18 protein-coding genes are annotated in these 20,564 nt (G+C 69.7%); 15 read left to right on the top strand and 3 right to left on the bottom strand.

All coding sequences use genetic code 11. The features are described from left to right. The first annotated feature begins 173 nt into the window (after positions 1-173). On the top strand, positions 174-776 hold the full coding sequence (locus tag ACX80P_RS09390) for an Ltp family lipoprotein (protein WP_459277810.1): 603 nt from the start codon (positions 174-176) through the stop codon (positions 774-776). Positions 777-971: 195 nt separating this feature from the next. Here ACX80P_RS09390 and ACX80P_RS09385 read toward each other — a convergent pair whose 3' ends face one another. Then, positions 972-1,415, bottom strand: coding sequence for an Lrp/AsnC family transcriptional regulator (locus tag ACX80P_RS09385; RefSeq protein WP_043441957.1), 444 nt, complete (start codon positions 1,413-1,415; stop codon positions 972-974). Positions 1,416-1,683: 268 nt separating this feature from the next. Here ACX80P_RS09385 and pdhA point away from each other — a divergent pair, with 268 nt between their 5' ends. The 5 genes from pdhA to ACX80P_RS09360 all read left to right on the top strand — a co-directional run bounded on the left by pdhA (position 1,684) and on the right by ACX80P_RS09360 (position 8,496). Then, on the top strand, positions 1,684-2,832 hold the full coding sequence (gene pdhA, locus ACX80P_RS09380; protein ID WP_459278191.1) for a pyruvate dehydrogenase (acetyl-transferring) E1 component subunit alpha: 1,149 nt from the start codon (positions 1,684-1,686) through the stop codon (positions 2,830-2,832). After that, on the top strand, positions 2,829-3,905 hold the full coding sequence (locus ACX80P_RS09375) for an alpha-ketoacid dehydrogenase subunit beta (protein ID WP_459277809.1): 1,077 nt from the start codon (positions 2,829-2,831) through the stop codon (positions 3,903-3,905). The genes pdhA and ACX80P_RS09375 overlap by 4 nt, the downstream gene beginning before the upstream one ends. 1 nt (position 3,906) lies before the next feature. After that, positions 3,907-5,460: a dihydrolipoamide acetyltransferase family protein gene (locus tag ACX80P_RS09370; RefSeq protein ID WP_459277808.1), complete on the top strand. Its 1,554-nt coding sequence runs from the start codon at positions 3,907-3,909 to the stop codon at positions 5,458-5,460. Between the two features lie 69 nt (positions 5,461-5,529). Next, positions 5,530-5,898 (top strand): hypothetical protein, encoded by a 369-nt coding sequence (locus tag ACX80P_RS09365; RefSeq protein ID WP_459277807.1) that lies wholly within the window; start codon positions 5,530-5,532, stop codon positions 5,896-5,898. A 42-nt stretch (positions 5,899-5,940) separates the two neighbouring features. Continuing rightward, positions 5,941-8,496, top strand: coding sequence for an excinuclease ABC subunit UvrA (locus ACX80P_RS09360; protein ID WP_459277806.1), 2,556 nt, complete (start codon positions 5,941-5,943; stop codon positions 8,494-8,496). A 40-nt stretch (positions 8,497-8,536) separates the two neighbouring features. Here the strand turns inward: ACX80P_RS09360 and yczR are convergent, their stop codons facing one another. Continuing rightward, positions 8,537-9,949 (bottom strand): MocR-like transcription factor YczR, encoded by a 1,413-nt coding sequence (gene yczR, locus ACX80P_RS09355; protein ID WP_459277805.1) that lies wholly within the window; start codon positions 9,947-9,949, stop codon positions 8,537-8,539. A 61-nt stretch (positions 9,950-10,010) separates the two neighbouring features. On the opposite strand from yczR, the gene yczE reads away from it, so the two are divergent. Together yczE and ACX80P_RS09345 are read left to right on the top strand one after the other, a co-directional pair. Next, a complete protein-coding gene (gene yczE, locus ACX80P_RS09350; RefSeq protein ID WP_459277804.1) occupies positions 10,011-10,634 on the top strand; it encodes a membrane protein YczE in 624 nt (207 codons plus the stop codon). A gap of 98 nt (positions 10,635-10,732) precedes the next feature. Then, positions 10,733-11,608 carry an MBL fold metallo-hydrolase gene (locus ACX80P_RS09345; protein ID WP_459277803.1) on the top strand — a complete coding sequence of 292 codons (876 nt, stop codon included), beginning with the start codon at positions 10,733-10,735 and terminating at the stop codon, positions 11,606-11,608. Here the strand turns inward: ACX80P_RS09345 and ACX80P_RS09340 are convergent. Next, entirely contained in the window at positions 11,605-12,885 is a 1,281-nt protein-coding gene (locus ACX80P_RS09340) for an FAD-binding protein (protein WP_459277802.1), read from the bottom strand. The genes ACX80P_RS09345 and ACX80P_RS09340 overlap by 4 nt on opposite strands. Before the next feature lie 145 nt (positions 12,886-13,030). On the opposite strand from ACX80P_RS09340, the gene ACX80P_RS09335 reads away from it, so the two are divergent. The 7 genes from ACX80P_RS09335 (at position 13,031) to ACX80P_RS09305 (ending at position 20,561) form a co-directional block, all read left to right on the top strand. Continuing rightward, the gene (locus ACX80P_RS09335; protein ID WP_459277801.1) at positions 13,031-14,053 is read left to right on the top strand and encodes a LacI family DNA-binding transcriptional regulator; all 1,023 of its coding nucleotides are present in this window, start codon (positions 13,031-13,033) and stop codon (positions 14,051-14,053) included. A gap of 272 nt (positions 14,054-14,325) precedes the next feature. Beyond that, a complete protein-coding gene (locus ACX80P_RS09330; protein WP_459277800.1) occupies positions 14,326-15,678 on the top strand; it encodes an ABC transporter substrate-binding protein in 1,353 nt (450 codons plus the stop codon). Between the two features lie 102 nt (positions 15,679-15,780). Beyond that, the gene (locus ACX80P_RS09325; RefSeq protein WP_459277799.1) at positions 15,781-16,731 is read left to right on the top strand and encodes a carbohydrate ABC transporter permease; all 951 of its coding nucleotides are present in this window, start codon (positions 15,781-15,783) and stop codon (positions 16,729-16,731) included. 3 nt (positions 16,732-16,734) lie between these two features. Further along, positions 16,735-17,664 (top strand): carbohydrate ABC transporter permease, encoded by a 930-nt coding sequence (locus ACX80P_RS09320; RefSeq protein WP_459277797.1) that lies wholly within the window; start codon positions 16,735-16,737, stop codon positions 17,662-17,664. 48 nt (positions 17,665-17,712) lie between these two features. Continuing rightward, positions 17,713-19,224 carry an arabinosylfuranosidase ArfA gene (arfA, locus tag ACX80P_RS09315; RefSeq protein WP_459277795.1) on the top strand — a complete coding sequence of 504 codons (1,512 nt, stop codon included), beginning with the start codon at positions 17,713-17,715 and terminating at the stop codon, positions 19,222-19,224. Beyond that, on the top strand, positions 19,221-20,138 hold the full coding sequence (locus tag ACX80P_RS09310; protein WP_459277794.1) for an aldose 1-epimerase family protein: 918 nt from the start codon (positions 19,221-19,223) through the stop codon (positions 20,136-20,138). Before arfA ends, ACX80P_RS09310 begins: the two co-directional genes overlap by 4 nt. 162 nt (positions 20,139-20,300) lie before the next feature. Next, on the top strand, positions 20,301-20,561 hold the full coding sequence (locus ACX80P_RS09305; RefSeq protein WP_459277792.1) for a DUF2630 family protein: 261 nt from the start codon (positions 20,301-20,303) through the stop codon (positions 20,559-20,561). Positions 20,562-20,564: the final 3 nt, after the last annotated feature.

Raw genomic sequence — 20,564 nt, 5'->3', positions numbered from 1 at the left:
GCTGAGGCCTAGGGCTCGCCACACTAGTGTTGGTAGCCCTTGCTGAGCTTGTTGCTATAGTTCGTCCGGGGGACTGACCTGTCATTTGGTCTGACGCAGGGCTATATCTCAGTGATGCAGCGGCAGAGACGCCACCCAGAGACATCAGCCAAAGTAGTTAGACAGGATCAGCAATGACAGAGAATTCAACCGTGCCGAGCGCTCCGCGTAACGGCAAAGCCGAAGCAGCAGCGGACAAGGCCTACCGCAAGGCCACGCGGCCCTGGTACAAGAAGAAGCGCTTCCTGCTACCTCTGATCATTGTGGGAATCATGATCATCTCGGGGCTTATCAACGGTGGTCAGGACGACACTTCAACCGCCGTCGCTCCTAGCGCCGATACATCGGTAGTGGCATCTGCTGCGGCTTCCCCTGCAGAGACGGCTTCCCCTGCAGAGACGGCTCCCCCCGCAGAAGCTGCGGCACCCGAAATCCCTACCGAGTACAAGTCTGCACTGAATAAGGCGGAGTCCTACTCCGAGACTATGTACATGAGCAAAGCTGGCATCTACGAGCAACTCACATCGGAATTTGGTGAGAAGTTCTCGCCTGAGGCAGCGCAATACGCGGTTGATAACCTCAAAGCGGACTACAACGCAAACGCCCTCGAGAAGGCCAAGGACTACCAGGAGACTATGTCCATGTCTCCCGAAGGCATCCGCGAGCAGCTGACGTCGGAGTTCGGTGAGAAGTTCACGCCCGAGGAAGCCGACTACGCGATTCAAAACCTGAGCTAGAAGCCGCCAAACTGAAGGGGCTCCCATTTGGGGGCCCCTTCACTGTGTGATGACCTGAACGTGAGACTTCATGGAATGTCATGTGTGTCTATCGTCTGCGCGGGATTCCTGGGCTGTGATTCAACAATGTTCGGCCTGCCGGAAATGTGCACGATCAGCGCCAATACCAAGGACCCCAGTCCAAACTGCAGGTGCTCAGCGCGTGTCGAGATCCTCGAAGACGAGGAAGGTCTGCGTATCGAGGACGCCGGGCATCGACTGCAGCTGGTCGAAGATCACCCGCCGTAGCCCCACGTTGTCCTCCGCCCGCACTAGGAGGATGACGTCGAAGTCCCCGCCGACGAGCGCGATGTGGTGGATCTCCGGGACGCTGCGCAGCCTGTCGCGGAGCTCCCGCCACGAGTGCTGCCGTACCTTGAGGGTGACGTAGGCGGAGGACCGGAGGCCTGCCTTCGCAGGGTCGATGATGGCCGTGAAGCGCGTCAGCACGCCGTCCTCGGTGAGCTTCGCGATGCGGGAGTAGGCGTGCGCCCGCGAGATGTGCACGCGCTCCGCCACCGACGTCACCGATTGCCGGCCGTCCCGCGTGAGTTCGGCGAGGATCTTCCGATCGACGTCGTCGAGCACTCCGTCCACCACGTGTCCACGCTCCTTCGCGTAATGCAGGTCACACTGCCGATTCGTCCAAAGAATACAGCCCTTCAAGCGCGAAGATCCACACTTCAGGGACTCCGTGGATACAAAAGATGCCCGCTGGCCATACTGGTCTCACACAGCATCCAGTGTCGGGGCTACCGCTCCGCGCCGGGAACGAACTGCCGCTGCAGCGGCTGGTGATGGAGGCGGAATGAGTACGGCAACGAACGACGGCCGCGGCAGCATGACGGGCGGTGCCCCCCGCGGAGGGATGCACGACGGCGGCACGACGCCGACGGCGGGCAGCGCCCTGCTCCCGTCCGCGGAGCCCGTGCAGCTGGTCGGTCCGGACGGACATCATCGTGCCGACGAGCGGTACCCGCTTCCCGACGGCGATCTGCTGCTCGGCGCCTACGGCCGACTCGTGGCCGGGCGTCGCATCAACGACCAGGCCAACGCGCTCGTCCGCCAGGGCCGCATGGCCGTGTACCCCTCCTCCCACGGCCAGGAGGCCTGCCAGGTCGCCGCCGCCGTCGTCCTCGGCGACGAGGACTGGCTCTTCCCGACCTACCGGGACACCGTCGCTGTCATCACGCGCGGCGTCGACCCGCTCCAGGTCCTCACGCTCCTCCGCGGGGACTGGCACGGCGGGTACGACCCGCACGAGCACCGTGTCGCTACCCAGGCCACACCGCTGGCCACGCAGCTGCTCCACGCCGTCGGCGTCGCCCACGCGGCGAAGCTCCGCGGCGAGTCCACGGTGGTCCTGGCCATGTGCGGTGACGGCGCGACGAGCGAGGGTGACTTCCACGAGGCCCTGAACTTCGCCGCCGTGTTCCACGTGCCCGTCGTGTTCTTCGTGCAGAACAACGAGTTCGCGATCTCCGTGCCCCTCCGGAACCAGAGCGTCGCACCGTCCCTCGCGCACAAGGCGATCGGGTACGGCATGCCGGGGGAGCGCGTGGACGGCAACGACCTCGCCGCGCTCCTGGCGGTCCTCGGCCGCGCCGTGCAGCGGGCCCGCGACGGCGGCGGCCCGACGCTCGTCGAAGCCCACACCTACCGCATGCAGGCGCACACCAACGCGGACGACGCGACCCGCTACCGCTCGGCCGACGACGTCGAGCGCTGGGTGCCGAAGGACCCGATCCTCCGCATGCGCACCTACCTGCGGGGCCTGGACCTGCTGACGGCCGAGGTGGAGCAGTCCCTGGCCGAGGCGGCGGATGCGATCGCCGCCGCCATCCGGAAGGGACTCAACACGGAGGTCACGGTGAACCCTGCCGAGCTGTTCGAGTACGTGTACACGGAGAAGACGAGCCAGCTGCGCGAACAGGCCGAGCAGCTGCGCGAGGAACTGGCGCGGGACGCCGCCGGCAGCGGGACCACCACGGGTGACACGAAGGCGGACGGACGATGACGCAGACCACGGAGGCGCCCACCGGAGGCGCCGCGACGAGGCCCGACCCCGTGCCGGCGCCGGGAGGACGCGTGATGTCCACGTTCGCCAAGGCACTCAACGCCGCGCTCGCGGACTCCATGGCGGCCGACGCGTCCGTGCTGATGTTCGGCGAGGACGTGGGGACGCTCGGCGGCGTCTTCCGCATCACGGACGGCCTGACGGCCCGCTTCGGCGATGAGCGCTGCTTCGACACCCCGCTCGCGGAGGCCGGCATCATGGGCATGGCCATCGGCATGGCGATGAACGGCATGAAGCCCGTCGTCGAGATGCAGTTCGACGCCTTCGCCTACCCGGCCTTCGAGCAGGTGGTCAGCCACGTCGCGAAGATGCCCAACCGCACCAGGGGCAAGGTCCGCCTGCCCCTCGTCATCCGGATCCCGTACGCCGGCGGCATCGGCGGCGTGGAACACCACTGCGACTCCTCCGAGGCGTACTACGCGCACACCCCCGGCCTGACGGTCCTGGCTCCCGCGAGCGTCCGGGACGCGTACTTCATGCTCCGCGAGGCCATCACGTCCCCGGACCCCGTGGTGTTCCTGGAACCGAAGAAGCTGTACTGGTCCAAGGAGGAGGTGGACCTCGCGGAACTGCGCAGGACCTTCGAGGCCGGAGAGGCGCCCCGGCGGATCGGCAAGGCCGTCGTCGCCCGCCCCGGGAGCGACGCGACCCTCATCAGCTACGGCCCGTCGGTGCCGACGGCGCTCGCCGCGGCTGCCGCGGCCGCCGAGGAGGGCCGGTCCATCGAGGTCATCGACCTCCGCTCCATCGTGCCGTTCGACGACGAGACCGTCTGTGCCAGCGTCCGCCGGACCGGCCGCGCCGTCGTCGTCGCGGAAGCGCCGGGCTTCGCGTCCGTGGCCTCGGAGATCGTGGCTCGCGTGCAGGAACGCTGCTTCCATTCCCTCGCGGCCCCCGTGCTCCGCGTCACCGGGTTCGACATCCCGTACCCCTCACCCAAGCTGGAGCACTTCTACCTGCCGAGCGTCGACCGCATCCTCGACGCCGTGGACGCCCTGCAGTGGGAGGACTGACATGAGCACGCCCACCGTCGATTCCGGCCTCCAGGTCTTCACCCTCCCCGACCTCGGAGAGGGGCTGACCGAGGCCGAACTGGTGTCCTGGCTCGTCGCCGAGGGCGACCCCGTGGCCGTCGACCAGCCCATCGCCGAGGTCGAGACCGCCAAGTCGGTCGTCGAGGTCCCCTCGCCCTTCGCCGGGACCGTCGCCGTGCTGCACGGCAGGCCCGGTGAGATGCTCGACGTCGGCGCCCCGTTCCTCTCCGTCCGGGCCGACGGCGTCCCTCCGGAAGCGGTGCGGAGCGCTGCTGCGGCCACCAGCCCGGTCGTCCGAACCGCTGCGGCGGACCTCCGCGAGGAATCCGGTGTCCCTGCGGCCGCCACCCGGGATGGTGGCGACGCCCCGGCGGCCGGCGAGGGCTCGGGCAACGTGCTGATCGGCTACGGCACTCCGGGCGGCCTCGCGGGTGGTCGCACCCGACCGCGCAAGGGCCCGGCTGGGGGACCTGCCTCACCGGCGACTGTCTCCGTTCCGCCCGCCGCGCAGGCCGCGCCCGTTCCGCCCGCTTCCACTCCGGCAGCCTCGACGGCCCCGATGTGCGTGTCGCCGCTGGTGCGGAAACTCGCGCGGGACAACGGTGTGCGGCTCGGCGACCTCCGCGGATCGGGGGAGCACGGGTTGATCCTCCGCCGCGACGTGGAGCAGGCGATCGCTGCGGGGACGGCGACGGCCATCGAGGCCACCGAAGAAACGGCCGTGGCAGCCCCGGAGACGGCACCGGACACCCCCGGTGCACTGACAGGCCGCGCGCCGAGTGACCGTGATGCGCCGTCCGGCGCCCCGCTCGATTCCCGCTCCGGGCTCGCGGTCCTCGAGCGCACCCCGCTGAGGGGCGTCCGGCGGACGATCGCCGAGGCGATGACGCGCAGCCGGCGCGAGATCCCCGAGGCCACGGTCTGGGTGGACGTCGACGCCACCGCCCTCGTGGAGCTGCGGGCGGCGATGAAGCGCAGGACCCCGGACGCGGTGCCGGGCCTCCTCGCCTTCGTGGCGCGGTTCGTCGTGGCGGGCCTGGCCCGCTACCCGGGACTGAACAGCCGGATCACGACGGGAGACGACGGCACCCTGGAGATCGTGCGGGTGGACGGCGTGAACCTCGGGATCGCGGCGCAGACCGATCGCGGTCTCGTGGTGCCGAGCGTCCGCCGCGCCGACACCCTGTCCGCGCGTGGGCTCGACACCGAGATCCGCCGCCTGGCCGCCCTGGCCCGCGAGGGCAGGGCCACGCCGTCGGACCTGTCCTCCGGCACCTTCACCCTGAACAACTACGGGGTGTTCGGCGTCGACGGCAGTGCGGCCATCATCAACCACCCGGAATCGGCGATCCTCGGGATGGGACGGATCATCGACCGGCCGTGGGTCGTGGACGGTGCGCTCGCGGTGCGCAAGGTGACCGAGCTGACCCTCGCGTTCGACCACCGCGTCTGCGACGGCGGCACCGCGGGGGGCTTCCTGCGGTTCGTCGCGGATGCGATCGAGAACCCGGGCGGCATGCTCGCGGACCTGTAGGAGGGGATCCCGCCGGGTCCTTCCAGGGTTCTGCGGAGTAGAATGGCGGTCCCACGATGAATCAGGTGCATGATGAGAATCCGCCGGAATCACAGGAAGCACGACCAGCAGTCCGTCCCCGCCCCTGCGTCGACGGCCGGCGAGAAGCCTGCCCAGGACCTGCCGCACGCGGGGTCCCATGCCCACCGGTCGTTCTTCGACGGACTCGACACCGCAGCTCGGACCATCTTCGGACCGGCCGCGCGCAGCGACGGGGGCACGCCGGTGGTGCATCGTCATGATGCCGCCGAGGACCTCTCCGACAGCACGCTTCGGTCCATCGAGATCCACACGGATTCCCTCGGCCACCACTACGCGGTCCGGACGCACCCCGTGCCGCCCGCACCGGCTGACGATCCCGGGGTGTCAAGGGATCCGCGCGCACCCGGGACGCCCTGAGGGCTGGTCTGCGCGCCCCGCGGGGAACCGTAGGGTGGGTTGGTGATCGAGTCCCCGAACAACACCCCTCCCCACCCCGCCACGACCAGGGACGGCTTCGTCAGCGTCCGCGGGGCGAGCGAGAACAACCTGCGGGGCGTCGACGTCGACGTGCCCCGTGACGCCGTCGTCGCCTTCACTGGCGTCTCGGGTTCGGGCAAGTCCTCGCTCGCGTTCGGGACCATCTACGCCGAAGCGCAGCGCCGTTACCTCGAATCCGTCGCCCCCTACGCGCGGCGGCTCATCCAGCAGGGGCACTCCCCGCACGTCGGCTCGATCACCGGGCTCCCACCCGCGGTGGCGCTCCAGCAACGGCGCGGCACGCCGAGCGTGCGCTCGACGGTCGGGACGCTCACCACCCTCTCCAACTCGCTCCGGATGCTCTACTCCCGGGCCGGCACGTACCCGCCGGACGCCGCCGGACGGCTGGAATCCGATGCCTTCTCGCCGAACACCGCCGCGGGGGCGTGCCCGCGGTGCCACGGGCTCGGTATCGCGCGGGACGTCACCGAGGAGACGCTCGTCCCCGACCCGCACCTGACCATCCGCGAGGGTGCCATCGCCGCGTGGCCGGGCGCCTGGCAGGGCAAGAACCTCCGCGACATCGTCAGCGAACTCGGCCACGACATCGACGTCCCCTGGCGGACGCTGCCCCAGCAGGCGCGGGACTGGCTGCTGTTCACCGAGGAGCAACCCGTCGTCGAGGTCACCCCCCAGCGGGACCGGGTGGCCAAGCCGTACAAGGGGCGGTTCTGGAGCGCGAAGAGCTACGTCATGCACACCCTCCGCGACTCGAAGAGCCAGCAGATGCGCGACCGCGTGCTGCCCTTCATGGAGTCCGGACCGTGCGGCGTGTGCGGGGGGAGCGGCCTGCGCCCGGAGGCCCTGGCCGTGACCTTCGCCGGGCTGTCCATCGCGCAGGCGAACGCGCTGCCGCTCGCGGACCTCGCCGTCCACCTCGGCCCGGCCGCGACGCTCGAGCACCCGGTCGCCGCGCACGGGTCGTGGACCTCGGGGGAGGGGACGGAGGTGTCGGTCACCATCAGCCGCGACCTCGTCGAGCGGCTCGGCGTGCTCGTGGACCTCGGCCTCGGCTACCTGAGCCTGAGCCGCTCCACCCCCACGCTCTCCCCGGGCGAGATGCAGCGCCTGCGCATCGCCACGCAGCTGCGGTCCGGCCTGTTCGGCGTCGTCTACGTGCTCGACGAGCCGTCCGCCGGGCTGCACCCCGCGGACGTCGAGCCGCTCCTCGCCGTCCTCGAAGCGCTGAAGGACGCCGGGAACTCGGTGTTCGTCGTCGAACACAACATGGACGTCGTCCGGCGTGCGGCCTGGATCGTCGACGTCGGACCCCGGGCCGGGGAGGGCGGGGGCAGCATCATCTACAGCGGCCCCGCCGACGGGCTCGTCGACGTCCAGGCCTCCCTCACGGCGCCGTTCCTCGCCCGGACCGCGGCGGCCGCACCCGCTGACGACACCCGGCGGGAACCCGAGGCGTGGCTGCGCCTCGAGGGCATCCGCCGCCACAACCTCCAGGGGCTCGACGCCGCCATTCCCGTGGGCGTGCTGACGGCCGTGACCGGCGTGTCCGGATCGGGGAAGTCGACACTCGTCAGCACGGTCCTCGCGGAGGCCGTCGGGGCGCATGTCCGGGACGACACCCCTGCCGAGCCGGTCGACGACGGCACGGCCCAGGACGCGGCCCCCGAGGCCGATGCCGGCCCGGCGGTGGCGGGCATCAGCGGACTCGACGCCTTCGACCGCCTCGTCAGCGTGGACCAGAAGCCCATCGGGCGGACACCGCGCTCCAATCTCGCGACCTACACCGGATTGTTCGACGCCGTCCGGAAGGCGTTCGCGGCGACACCCGCGGCGAGGGCGAAGGGTTTCGGCGCCGGCCGGTTCTCCTTCAACGTGCAGGGCGGACGCTGCGAGACCTGCCAGGGCGAGGGATTCGTGGCGGTCGAACTCCTGTTCCTGCCCGGGAGCTACGGCCCCTGTCCGGCCTGCGGAGGTTCCCGCTACAACGAGGAGACCCTGGAGGTGACGCTGGACGGCCGCACCATCGCGGATGTCCTCGGCCTGACCGTCGACGACGCGGCCTCAGCCCTCCGGGACATCCCGGCCGCGGTCCGTTCGCTCGCCACGCTGCAGGAGGTGGGCCTGGGCTACCTGCGGCTGGGACAGCCGGCCACCGAGCTCTCCGGGGGAGAGGCCCAGCGCATCAAGCTGGCCACCGAACTGCAGCGGGCCCGCCGTGGCCATACCCTCTACCTGCTGGACGAGCCGACCACGGGGCTGCACCCCGCAGATGTGGTGCTGCTCCTCGCGCAGCTGCGGAAGCTGGTCGCGACCGGCAACACGGTCGTCGTCGTGGAACACACCATGGCCGTCATCGCGGCGGCCGACTGGGTGATCGACCTCGGCCCGGGAGGAGGTTCCGCCGGCGGCGGGATCGTCGCCGCCGGGACCCCGGAGCAGATCGCGGGACTCGGACCGGACGTGAGCGTGACGGCACCGTACCTCGCAGCGCAGCTCGGGGCCAGGATCGGGGCCTGACCGGCGTTCCGGGCAGCCTGCCTGCCTGGCCCGTCCCTCGCTACACCAGCGCGGGGGCGAAGTCGTCCCTGACCGGGACCCGGGCATCCAGGGACCGCCAGGCCGAGGAGAGGATCCCCACCGCCCGGCGCGTGTCCTCGGGCGGGTAGCTGAACGGGATGCGGAGGAACCGCTCGAACACCCCGTCCATCCCGAAGCGGGGGCCCGCCCCGAGCAACAGGCCCCGGTCCCGGGCAGCGAGCGCGAGCTGCGAGCTGACCGGTGCGCCCAGATTCACCCAGGTGCAGAGTCCGCCCGCCACCTGCGGCACCTCCCAGGCGGGCAGGGCCTCCCTGAGGAGAACCTCGAGGTGGTCGCGGCCCTCGGCGAGCTGTCGGGACCGCAGGAGCAGCAGCTCGTCGTACGTGCCCAGCATCTCGAGGGCGATGAGCTGCTCGAGGATCGGCGTGCCGAGGTCCTGCGCATAGCGGGACTGGAGCAGGCGGTGGATGAGCCCCTCGTCCGCGCGGATCCATCCGATGCGCAGTCCGCCCCACACGGTCTTGCCCATGGACCCGACCAGCACGGCCGGGCCGAAGGCCGCGAGCGGTGGGAGGGGACCGCCGTCGATGTGCAGCTCCGCCATCGTCTCGTCCGCGACGACGACGGTGTCCTGCCGGGCGGCCGCCGCCATCAGCCGGTCACGCTGCTCGGCGGGCATGACCGCGCCGGTGGGGTTGTGGAAATCCGGCATGACGTACGCCAGCGCCGGCCGTCCGCGCCGGAACGCCTGCTCGAGGCCGTCGTCGTCCCAGCCGTGACGGACGTCGACGGACACGGGCAGGAGGCGCCGGCCCACCGCCCGCAGCGCCTCGTAGGCGTGGGGGTAGCTCGGCGCCTCGACGAGCGCGGTATCGGTGCGGCCGAGCAGGGCCCCCGCGAGGAGCGAGATGGCGTGCTGCGCTCCGAGGGTCACCATGATCTGCCCGGACGTGGTGGGTACGCCCCGCGCCGTGTAGCGGTCGGCGAGTGCCTGCCGCAGCCGGGGCAGGCCGAGCGGATCGTAGCCGCTCCCGTTCAGGTAGGCGGGAAGCTCCTGTGCCGCCCGCGCCGCGGCCTCGCCGACCTGCGGGGCGGCGGGGAGGGTCGCCTTGCTGAGGTCGAGGACGACGCCGGTCCCGCCGTCGTCGTGCACCGGGACGTCGCGGCCCGGCATGGCGACGACGCTGCCCGAACCGCGCGTGCTCTCCACATAGCCGGCCGATCGCAGGCGCGCGTAGGCGGCCGCCACGAGCGTCCTGCTGACGCCGAGCTGCGCGGCGAGCTCGCGCTCGGCCGGCAGGCGCGTGCCCAGCGGGATTCGCCCGTCGAGGGTGAGCAGTCGGATGCGGTCGGCGAGTGCACCGTAGGCCGGACCGGTGGTGCGCCAGGTCCCGAGGTCGATCGCAAGGCGGCGCGCGGGAAGAACCATCATGGAGCCACGATGACACAATTGGCATCTTGATGTCAGTCCAATTCGCGGTTCTACTGGGACGATGACGTTTCTCGGCGCCCGGCGCGGGCTGCAGCTCCTGATCGGCCTCTTCCTCTACGGGTTCTCGCTCGCGATGATGATCCGCGCCACGCTCGGCGTCTCCCCCTGGGACGTCCTCGGGCAGGGCGGTTCGCTGCGGACCGGCATCCCCTTCGGCTTCATGACCAACATCATCGGCGTGATCGTGCTGCTGCTCTGGATCCCGCTCCGGCAGCGCCCGGGCATCGGGACCGTCCTGAACGTCCTGCTCGTGGGGCCCAGCGCGGAGATCGGGCTCGCGCTGCTCGGGGAGCCCGATCGGCTGTGGGCGAGGATCCTGCTGTTCACCGGCGGACTGGTGCTGCTGGCGGTGGCCAGCGGCCTCTACATCGGCGCCCGTCTCGGGCCGGGCCCGCGCGACGGGCTCATGACGGGTCTCCATGCCCGCTTCGGGCTGCCGATCTGGTTCGTCCGCACGGCCATCGAGGGGACCGTGCTGCTGCTCGGCTGGATGCTCGGCGGGTCGGTCGGCCTCGGCACCGTCGCCTTCGCCCTGCTCATCGGACCGATGATCAACGTCGCGCTGCCGATCTTCCGCATGCCGGAACGACGCCACGGCACCGTGCCCGCAGCCGTCACAGCCTGACCCCGGACGAGCGGACGAGCGGACGAGCGGCGCGCCGGGGCGTCCGGCTCCGGTGCCCGCCGACCTAGACTGGAGCTCCTGCCGTCAGAGAGGACCCCATGACTACCGACGTCCCCAGCGAGACCCACGGCCCGTGGCGGGAGCTCGGTCCGGGCATCCATGTGCTGCGCACCGCAGGTTCCCGGACGAATGCCGGGCTCGTCGTCGGCTCCGAGCAGGCGCTGGTCGTCGACACGGGGCCAGGGCCGCTCGGCGCGGCGGAGCTGTATGCGCAGGTGCGGTCCGTCACCGGCCTGCCGCTCGTGGTCGTGAACACCCACGCCCATGCGGACCATTTCTTCGGCAACGACTACTTCGCCGCGCACGGCGTCGAGGACTTCTGGGCGACGTCCCGGTGCAGCGCCGTGCAGGCCGAGAACGGCGAGGACCGGCGGGCGACGGTCGCCGCCGTCGAGCCCGCCATGGGAGCGGGCGCCGGCGAGCACACCCGCATCCTCCCCGCCGACCGGCTGGTGGAGGGCACGCCGGTGGACCTCGACCTGGGAGGCCAGTCCGTGACCCTGTTCCACCTCGGACGCGGTCACACCGACCACGACCTGCTGGTGGGCGCCGGCAACGTCCTCTTCGCGGGGGATCTCGTGGAGGAGGGCGCCGATCCGGTCTTCGAGGACTCGTTCCCCGTGGACTGGGTGCGGACGCTCGGCAAGATGGCGGCCCTCGAGGACCTCTACGACGTGTTCGTGCCCGGCCACGGCCGGCCCGTGGGCGTCGAGGACGTCGTCACGCAGATGAACACGATGCGCAGCGCCGTCCGGGTGACCCGGGTGGCCATGGACGAGGCGTCGGTGGACATGACCAAGGCCATCCCGCTCCTGCCGTACGGCCCCGAGCAGTCCCGTGCACTGCTCATCCGCCTGCGCACCCTCGCGCACTGGAACTGGCTGGCGCAAGCACTGAGGCCGGCGTCCTCCTAGGCTCCGAAGATGGTGCGGTCGAGGAAGGCGTTGCGGAACGTGCCCTCGGGGTCCAGGCGCCGGGCGAGGCGCCGGAAGTCCTCGAAGCGGGGATAGAGGGGGGCCAGCTGGGCGGCGTCCGCCGCGAACAGCTTCCCCCAGTGCGGGCGCGCACCCAGGGGGAGCAGGGCCGCCTCGAGCTCCGGCAGCAGTGCTTCGACCTCGTCCTGCAGCGGCTTCCAGGTGAAGTGCAGGCCGATCCCGTCGCGCCGGTAGTTGCTGCTGAGCCACAGCTCGTCCGCGGCCATGGAGCGCACCTCCGAGACCAGCAGCAGCGGCGCGATCCTCGGCGCGAGGGCGCGCACCGCCTGGATCGCCTCGACCGCGTGCTCGCGGCCCACGAGGTACTCGGTCTGCAGCTCCTGCCCGTTGCTGGGGGTGAACGCGAGCCGGAAGTGGGCCAGCCGGTCCGACCACGGTCCCGGGACGCCGAGCTGCTGCGTGCAGTGGTCCGCGGCCACCCCCGGCACCGGGTGGTAGGCGCGGTCCGCCGGTGAACCGCCGTAGAAGGCATCGGGGACGGGGACGGGGACGGGGCCGGAGCCGTCGACGCGGCTCTTCAGCCATGCCTGGCCGATGGTGTCACCGGCCCAGTCCGTGAACAGGCTGACGCTGTACGCCGCGGACGTGGCGGCGTCGTAGTCCGCGAGCACCGCGTCCCACGGGACGTCGGTGAACACGTCCTGGCGCACGTCGAACGAGGGCTCGATGCGCAGCCTCACGCGGTGGACGACGCCGAGGGCGCCCAGGCCCACGACGGCGCCGTCGAAGTCCTCGTCGCCCGCGGCCAGGGCCAGGACGTCGCCGGACGCGGTCACCAGCTCGATCCCGACGACGGCGGTGGCCAGGTTGCCGTTGGCGTCCCCGGAGCCGTGGGTGGCGGTGGCGATGGCGCCTCCGACCGAGATGTGGGGCAGGGAGGCCAGGTTGTGCAGAGCGAAGCCGCGCCGCTGCAGATGCTCGGCGAGGACCCCGTAGCGCACGCCCGCGCCCACCGTGACGGTGAGTGCGTCCTCGTCGACCTGCACCCCGGGATCGAGCACGTCCAGGCAGACGAGGGTGCCGGGGCTGTCCGCGATGTCGTTGAAGGAGTGCCGCGAGCCGAGCGAGCGGATGCGGGTGGCCCCCGCGACCGCTCGCTGGAGATCGGCGAGCGAGGTGGGGTGCAGGATCGTCCGGGCACGGTACTCGTAGTTGCCCGCCCAGTTGAGCCTGTCCCGTACCTGTTCCTCGAGCATGATGGTCCTTGTCCGGCCGGTGTCGCGGCGGCCGGCGTCGGGGCCGCAGCGGCACGTCGAGAGGCGTGCCCGCCTATCCTACAACGTTGTAGAATCACCACACGCGTGACGTGCAGGGCATCACGACAGGATCCGAGGGAGCGGCATGGCGGCCACACTGAAGGACGTCGCTCTTGCAGCCGGCGTTTCGATCAAGACCGTCTCCAACGTCATCAACGACTACGAGCACATCCGCGCCGACACGAAGCAGCGCGTCATGGACGCCATCGCCGACCTCGGCTACAGCCCCAACCTCTCCGCGCGGAGCCTGCGCTCGGGCCGCACCGGGGTGATCGGGCTCGCCGTCCCCGAGCTGTCGCTCAGCTATTTCGCGGAACTGGCCGATTCGACCATCAAGGCTGCGGAGCGGCGCGGGCTGAAGGTGCTCATCGAGCAGACCGGCGGCGACCGCTCCCGCGAGCTCGAGATCCTGTCCAGTCCGCGGCTGCAGATGACGGACGGACTGCTGTTCAGCCCGCTCGGCATGTCCAACGAGGACGCCGACCACCTGAACGTCAACTTCCCGCTCGTGCTGCTCGGGGAGCGGATCTTCGGCGGGCCCACCGACCACGTGACCATGAGCAACGTCGACTCCGCCCGCGCCGCGACCGAGCACCTGATCTCGCGGGGCCGGCGCCGTATCGCCGTCGTCGGAGGCCACGAGGGCGAGGTGATCGGATCGGCCGGGCTGCGCCTGCGCGGCTACCGCCAGGCTCTCGACGCAGCAGGCATCCCGTTCGATCCCGACCTCGTCGCGTACACGACCCTCTGGCACCGGGCCAACGGCGCCACCTCCATGCGGGAACTGCTCGCCTCCGGCGTCGAGTTCGATGCGCTGTTCGGCATGAACGACACCCTCGCGCTCGGTGCGATGCGCGTGCTGCAGGAAGCGGGGCTGCGGATCCCCGACGACGTGGCCGTGATCGGCTTCGACGACCTGGACGAGGGCAGGTACTCGCTCCCGACGCTGTCCACGATCGATCCGGGCAGGGCCGAGATCGCGGACACCGCGGTGCGGGTGCTGCAGGAGCGCATCTCGGGACGTGGCGGCGGCGTCCCGCCCCGCGAGTTCGAGGCGCGCTTCCAGGTCATCGAGCGGGAGTCCTCCGCACTGTCCCGGTCGCAGTGAGGCCCGTGCGCCATTTTCCTCGAATGCTTGACACCGGCCCGAGCTACTCTGCATAGTTTCTACATCGTTTACCTACAACGATGTAAATGACGGAACCGACTCTCGCAGATGCCCGCCCGATCGGGCGGATCGGCAGGAGGAAGGACCCGGATCAAGGAAGATTCGAGCGGGCTCGGCACCTCGTGCCCCGGCGATCCTCCTCCCTGCATCACCCGGACCGGCCGCCCCGGACGGACCACGGTGGAATGCCACCGCGAGAGGAAGCAAGAGATATGAAAGCCAAGTTCCTGGCATCGGCCGGCATCGTCGCCGCCACTGCCGTAGCACTGACCGGCTGCTCCGGAGGAAACGGAAGTGGCGGGGGAGGCGGCTCGGAGGCCGCGTCCTGCACCAACACCATCGTCAACGCCGAGGCCCCCCAGGTGACCGTGTGGGCCTGGTACCCGGCGTTCGACGAGGTGGTCGACCAGTTCAACAACGCCAACGACGACGTCCAGATCTGCTGGACGAACGCCGGCCAGGGCAACGACGAGTACACGAAGTTCTCGACGTCCATCGAGTCCGGTTCGGGCGCTCCCGACGTCATCCAGCTCGAGTCCGAGGTCCTCTCCAGCTTCACGATCCGTGACGCGCTCGTGGACCTGACGGAGTTCGGTGCCAACGATGTCAAGGCCGACTACGCCGAGGGTGCATGGGAGGACGCCTCGAGCGGCGACGCCGTGTACGCGATCCCCGTCGACGGCGGGCCCATGGGCATGCTCTACCGCCAGGACATCTTCGACGCCGCGGGTATCACCGTGCCCACCACCTGGGAGGAGTTCCAGGCCGCAGCCGAGAAGCTGAAGGCATCGGGCAACGGCGCGGTGATCGCCGACTTCCCGACCAACGGACGCGCCTTCAACCAGGCCCTCTTCGCGCAGGCAGGCTCCGTCCCCTTCGACTACGACTCCGCGAACCCGCAGGAGATCGGCATCGAGGTCAACGACGAGGGCGCCAAGAAGGTCCTGGAGTACTGGGACGGCCTCGTGAAGGACGGACTCGTCGCGACGGACGACGCCTTCACCGCGGACTACAACACCAAGCTCGTCGACGGCTCCTACGCCGTCTACCTCGCCGCCGCCTGGGGCCCCGGTTACCTGCAGGGTCTGTCCGACGCCGATCCGGATGCCGTCTGGCGTGCGGCTCCGCTCCCGCAGTGGGACGCCGCCAACCCGGTCCAGGTGAACTGGGGCGGCTCCACGTTCGCCGTGACGGAACAGGCGAAGGACAAGGAGCTCGCCGCGAAGGTCGCGATGGGCATCTTCGGTAACGAGGAAGGCATGAACCTCGGCGTCGACAAGGGAGCACTCTTCCCGTCCTATGCGCCGGTCCTGGATTCGCCCGAGTTCGCCGACAAGGAGTACGAGTTCTTCGGCGGACAGCAGATCAACAAGGACGTGTTCCTCGAGGCGGCCGCCGGCTACGAGGGCGCCACGTTCAGCCCCTTCCAGAACTACGCCTACGACCAGCTGACCGTCCAGATCTACGCGATGGTCCAGGGTGAGAAGGACGCGAGCCAGGCGCTCGACGACCTCCAGGCATCGCTCGAGCAGTACGCGACCGAGCAGGGCTTCACCATCAAGTAACCGTCCGGGGTGGGGCGTCCGCCACAGCGCGGGCGCCCACCCGGACCGGTCCCGTGGACCCCGTCCACCGCACATCCGTCCCACAGCTCGAGGAAAGACACCATGGCCACGACCACCGCGCCGACGTCGTCACACAGCGCCGAGGCATCCCAGCAGGTCAAGCACCGACCGGACAGAAGCTACCGGCGCAGGCAGCGCTGGGGCTGGCTGTTCGTGGCGCCCTTCGCCCTCATCTTCCTGACCTTCCTCATCCTGCCCCTGATCTACGCCTTCAGGATGAGCCTCTTCACGAGCACGCTGGCCACGGGGAACAAGTTCGTGGGTGCCGACAACTACGTCAAGGCGTTCACGGACCCGATCTTCCTCGAGGGGCTCGGGACCGTCGCGAAATTCGCACTCATCATGATCCCGGCGCAGATGATCGTGGCACTGGTCGCGGCCCTGGTCCTCGACAACCTCGCCACCTGGGCGTCCAAGTTCTCGCGCCTGATGATCTTCATCCCGTACGCCGTACCGGTGGTCATCGGAGCACTCATGTGGGGGTTCCTCTACAGCCCCCGCTTCGGCCCGGCGAGTGACATCTTCGCGATCGTCGGCCTGGCGGCGCCAGAGTTCCTGGCGCAGAGCAACATCTTCGGCAGCCTCGTGAACATCGTGACCTGGCAGTGGGCCGGCTACTACATGATCATCATCTACGCGGCGCTCAGGGGCATCGACCCGGGCATCTACGAGGCGGCCGTCCTCGACGGAGCGTCCGACCGGCAGATCGCGACGCGCATCAAGATCCCCATGATCTCGTCCTCGCTCGTCATGGTGGTGATCTTCGCCCTGATCGGGACACTGCAGTTCTTCACAGAACCACAGGTGCTGAGGGCCGTCGCCCAGGGCGCCATACCGACGTCGTACACGCCCAACATGTACGCCTTCTCCCTTGCGTTCTCCTACAGCCAGTTCAACTACGCCTCCGCGATCTCCTTCGCGCTCGGCATCGTGGTCTTCGTGTTCTCGTTCTTCTTCCTCTTCCTGACCCGCAAGCAGAGCGGACTGAAATAAGCCATGGCACTCGTCACAGACACCCCGAAGCAGCGCGACAGTGGCCGGAAGGTCCGCGGTTCCGGCGCACGCAATCGCGCCCGCAACGGAGGCCCGCGCATCGGGTCCCACATCTTCCTGCTCATCCTCGTCATCTACTTCGTCACCCCTCTCTGGTGGCTGACCGTCGCGAGCACGAAGGACACCGCCGGACTCTTCGGTGGCTCCGGCGGACCGCTCTGGTTCGACGACGAGTTCCACTTCTTCAGCAACGTGCAGGGACTGTTCGAACGCCAGGACGGGATCTACTGGCGCTGGCTCGGGAACTCGTTTTTGTACGCGATCTCCGGCGGAGTGGGTGCGACCATCCTCGCCGTCCTCGCCGGGTACGGCTTCGCGAAGTACGACTTCCGCGGCCGGACCGCCTTCTTCGGCATCCTGCTCGGCGCGGTCATGGTCCCGCTGACGGCCCTGGTCATCCCCACCTTCGTCCTGCTCAGCTCGGTGGGCCTGGTCAACACCATCTGGGCCGTCATCCTGCCCTCGCTCCTCAGCCCCTTCGGCGTGTACCTCATGAGGGTGTTCGCCCAGGAGGCGGTGCCGGACGAGCTGCTCGATGCCGCCCGGATCGACGGAGCGGGCGAGATCCGCACCTTCTTCCAGATCGCCCTGCCGCTGCTGCGCCCGGCCATCGTCACGGTGCTGCTCCTCTCCGTCGTCGGGACCTGGAACAACTTCTTCCTGCCGCTGGCGGTCCTCAGCGATCCGCTGCTGCTCCCGGTCACCGTGGGCCTCAACGGCTGGCAGGCCCTCTCGAACGCCGGCAGCGGCGGCGAGGCCCTGTGGAACCTCATCACCACGGGCGCCTTCATCTCGATCATCCCGCTGATCATCGCGTTCCTCTCCCTCCAGAAGTACTGGCAGGGCGGTCTGTCGCTGGGCTCGCTCAAATAGCGCACACTCCGTCCCCGAGCCATGTCACCACGCAGAGAAAGTAGTTTGATGCAGAACGCACGCCTCACCCTCGACCCCTCCTTCACCGTAGGCCCGATCAACCGCAACGTCTTCGGCGGCTTCGTCGAGCACCTCGGCCGCCACGTGTACGACGGCATCTACGAGCCCGGCCACGCGACCGCCGACGACGAGGGCTTCCGCCAGGACGTCATCGAGCTCGTGAAGGAGATGGGCGTCTCCACCATCCGCTACCCCGGCGGCAACTTCGTCTCGGGCTTCCGCTGGGAGGACAGCGTGGGCCCGCGCGAGGAGCGCCCCACACGGCTGGACCTCGCCTGGCACTCCACCGAGACCAACCAGGTGGGCCTGCACGAGTTCGCCTCCTGGCTGCAGAAGGTCGACAGCGAGCTCATGCTCGCCGTGAACCTCGGCACCCGCGGCACCTCCGAAGCGCTCGAGCTCCTGGAGTACTCGAACCTGCCCAAGGGCACGGCCCTGTCGGAGCAGCGCATGGCCAACGGGCGGCCCGATCCGTTCGCCGTGAAGATCTGGTGCCTCGGCAACGAGATGGACGGACCCTGGCAGCTCGGGCACCGCTCCGCCGAGGACTACGGCAAGATCGCGTCCCGCACGGCGAAGGCCATGCGCCAGCTCGACCCGTCCATCGAGCTCGTCGCATGCGGTTCCTCCAGTGCCCACATGCCGACCTTCGGGGAGTGGGAGCGCGTGGTCCTCTCGCACACCTACGACGACGTCGACTACATCTCCTGCCACGCCTACTACGAGGAGAAGAACGGCGACCTCGGCTCCTTCCTCGCCTCCGCCGTCGACATGGACCACTTCATCGAGTCCGTCGTCGCCACCGCCGACCACGTGAAGGCCGTCCGGGGCAGTACGAAGACCATCAACATCTCCTTCGACGAGTGGAACGTCTGGTACATCAGCCGCTTCGAGAACGTGGACAAGATCCAGGGGCTCGACAACTGGCCCGTGGCCCCGCGCCTGCTCGAGGACTGCTACTCGGTGGCGGACGCCGTCGTGTTCGGCAACCTCATGATCTCGCTGCTCAAGCACGCCGACCGCGTCACCTCGGCGTCGCTCGCACAGCTGGTCAACGTCATCGCCCCCATCATGACGGAGCCGGGAGGACCGGCCTGGCGGCAGACCACCTTCTTCCCCTTCGCCATCACCTCCAAGCTCGCGCAAGGCTCGGTGCTCGAACTCAAGCTCGACGCCGGCACCTACGAGACCGGCGAGTACGGCGAGGTGTCGCTCGTCGATGCCGTGGCCACGCACGACGACGCCACCGGCGCCGCAGCCGTGTTCCTCGTCAACCGCTCGCAGACCGAGGAGATTACCGTGACCATCGACATCGCGGCGCTCAGCGGTTTCAGTTCGGTGGATGCACAGTCCCTGTACGATACGGACGTGTATGCGAAGAACACCCTCGAGGAGCCGGAGCGCGTGACCATGAAGCCCAACACCTCGGCGACGCTCGACGGCGGCGCCGTCACCGTCACGCTGCCGCCCGTCTCCTGGACTGCCGTAGCCCTCGCATGAACCGTCCAGCTCCCATCGAATTCCGGATCGAGGGCGGCGGGTACACGGCCGTCGTCCTCGGCCTCGGCGCAGCGGTCCGCGAACTGGCCTACGAAGGGCGGCCGCTCGTGGTCGGTTTCGGCGCCGACGAGGAGATGCCCAACTTCCGCGGTGCCTTCGTGGCCCCCTGGCCCAACCGGATCGAGGACGGCCGCTATTCGTTCGACGGCGTCGACTACGAGCTGCCGGTCAACGAACCCGAGCGCGGTGCGGCCCTCCACGGGCTGGTCTTCGATGTCCCCTGGACGCTCGTGGAGCACACCGGGTCCTCCGTCACGCTCGCGTGCACCATCCTGCCGGTCACGGCCTACCCCTTCGAGGTGGCCCTCGAGGCGCACTTCGCCGTCGACGCGCAGGGCCTCCGGACGTCCGTCACGGCCGTCAACACCGGCGACCGGCGCGCCCCCTACGGCGTCTGCCCCCACCCGTACCTCGTGGCAGGGCCGTCGCCGCTGGACGAATGGGTGCTCGAACTCCCCGCCGCCACGGTCCTGACGGTCACGCCCGACCGCCTGCTGCCCGTGGCGAAGGAGCCCGTCGCCGGGACGCCGTTCGACTTCCGAACGGCCCACGCGCTCGGCGACGTGCAGATCGACCACGCGTTCACCGAACTGGAGCGCGACGACGCCGGCCGGGCCATGGTGCGGGTCACCGACCCGGCCCACGGCACAGGGACGGCCATGGCGTGGGACGGGAGCTGCCCGTGGGTCCAGATCCACACCGCCGACCTCCCGCTGAAGCCCGAGAGCACGCGCTTGGGCCTCGCCGTCGAACCCATGACCTGCCCGCCGGATGCCTTCAACTCGGGCGAGGACCTGATCGTCCTCGAGCCGGGGGAGACGCACCGGACCGGCTGGACCATCTCGGCCCTGTAGGCCCGGCCGGGTCCCGGGCGGACCGGCCTCGGCCGGGAGGACAGGGAAGCACTCCCGCATCCTTCCACCCTGGTCTCCTGTGCACTCCCGCGGTCGCGGGGGACTCTGGTTCCGCCTGTCGTTCGCGGGTACGGTACCTCCAGACACGGTGAGGAGGCCGGCATGGACGACCAGGACATCCTGTCCACCATCCGCTCCCTCGTTGAGGAGGAGCACCGGCTCCGGCAGAACGCCGCGGGCAGCGTCCGAGGCCACGAGAACGAGGGACGCCTGCGCCGCATCGAGGAGAGCCTGGACCAGTGCTGGGACCTGCTGCGGCAGCGCAGGGCCAAGAAGGAGTACGGCGAGAACCCCGATGCGGCGTCCGTCCGCCCGGTCAGCCAGGTGGAGGGCTACTGGCCCCGGTCGAGGGGCCGCTCCTAGGGC

This window comes from Arthrobacter arabinosi (assembly GCF_054511115.1).
Note: the sequence above shows the minus strand (reverse complement) of the source record. Positions and strands in the feature narration are given on the sequence as shown.

Coding starts and splice junctions, on each gene's coding strand:
- ACX80P_RS09390 (WP_459277810.1), top strand. CDS start 174: ATGACAGAGAATTCAACCGTGCCGAGCGCTCCGCGTAACGGCAAAGCC.
- pdhA (WP_459278191.1), top strand. CDS start 1,684: ATGCACGACGGCGGCACGACGCCGACGGCGGGCAGCGCCCTGCTCCCG.
- ACX80P_RS09375 (WP_459277809.1), top strand. CDS start 2,829: ATGACGCAGACCACGGAGGCGCCCACCGGAGGCGCCGCGACGAGGCCC.
- ACX80P_RS09370 (WP_459277808.1), top strand. CDS start 3,907: ATGAGCACGCCCACCGTCGATTCCGGCCTCCAGGTCTTCACCCTCCCC.
- ACX80P_RS09365 (WP_459277807.1), top strand. CDS start 5,530: ATGATGAGAATCCGCCGGAATCACAGGAAGCACGACCAGCAGTCCGTC.
- yczR (WP_459277805.1), bottom strand. CDS start 9,949: ATGATGGTTCTTCCCGCGCGCCGCCTTGCGATCGACCTCGGGACCTGG.
- yczE (WP_459277804.1), top strand. CDS start 10,011: ATGACGTTTCTCGGCGCCCGGCGCGGGCTGCAGCTCCTGATCGGCCTC.
- ACX80P_RS09345 (WP_459277803.1), top strand. CDS start 10,733: ATGACTACCGACGTCCCCAGCGAGACCCACGGCCCGTGGCGGGAGCTC.
- ACX80P_RS09340 (WP_459277802.1), bottom strand. CDS start 12,885: ATGCTCGAGGAACAGGTACGGGACAGGCTCAACTGGGCGGGCAACTAC.
- ACX80P_RS09335 (WP_459277801.1), top strand. CDS start 13,031: ATGGCGGCCACACTGAAGGACGTCGCTCTTGCAGCCGGCGTTTCGATC.
- ACX80P_RS09330 (WP_459277800.1), top strand. CDS start 14,326: ATGAAAGCCAAGTTCCTGGCATCGGCCGGCATCGTCGCCGCCACTGCC.
- ACX80P_RS09325 (WP_459277799.1), top strand. CDS start 15,781: ATGGCCACGACCACCGCGCCGACGTCGTCACACAGCGCCGAGGCATCC.
- ACX80P_RS09320 (WP_459277797.1), top strand. CDS start 16,735: ATGGCACTCGTCACAGACACCCCGAAGCAGCGCGACAGTGGCCGGAAG.
- arfA (WP_459277795.1), top strand. CDS start 17,713: ATGCAGAACGCACGCCTCACCCTCGACCCCTCCTTCACCGTAGGCCCG.
- ACX80P_RS09310 (WP_459277794.1), top strand. CDS start 19,221: ATGAACCGTCCAGCTCCCATCGAATTCCGGATCGAGGGCGGCGGGTAC.
- ACX80P_RS09305 (WP_459277792.1), top strand. CDS start 20,301: ATGGACGACCAGGACATCCTGTCCACCATCCGCTCCCTCGTTGAGGAG.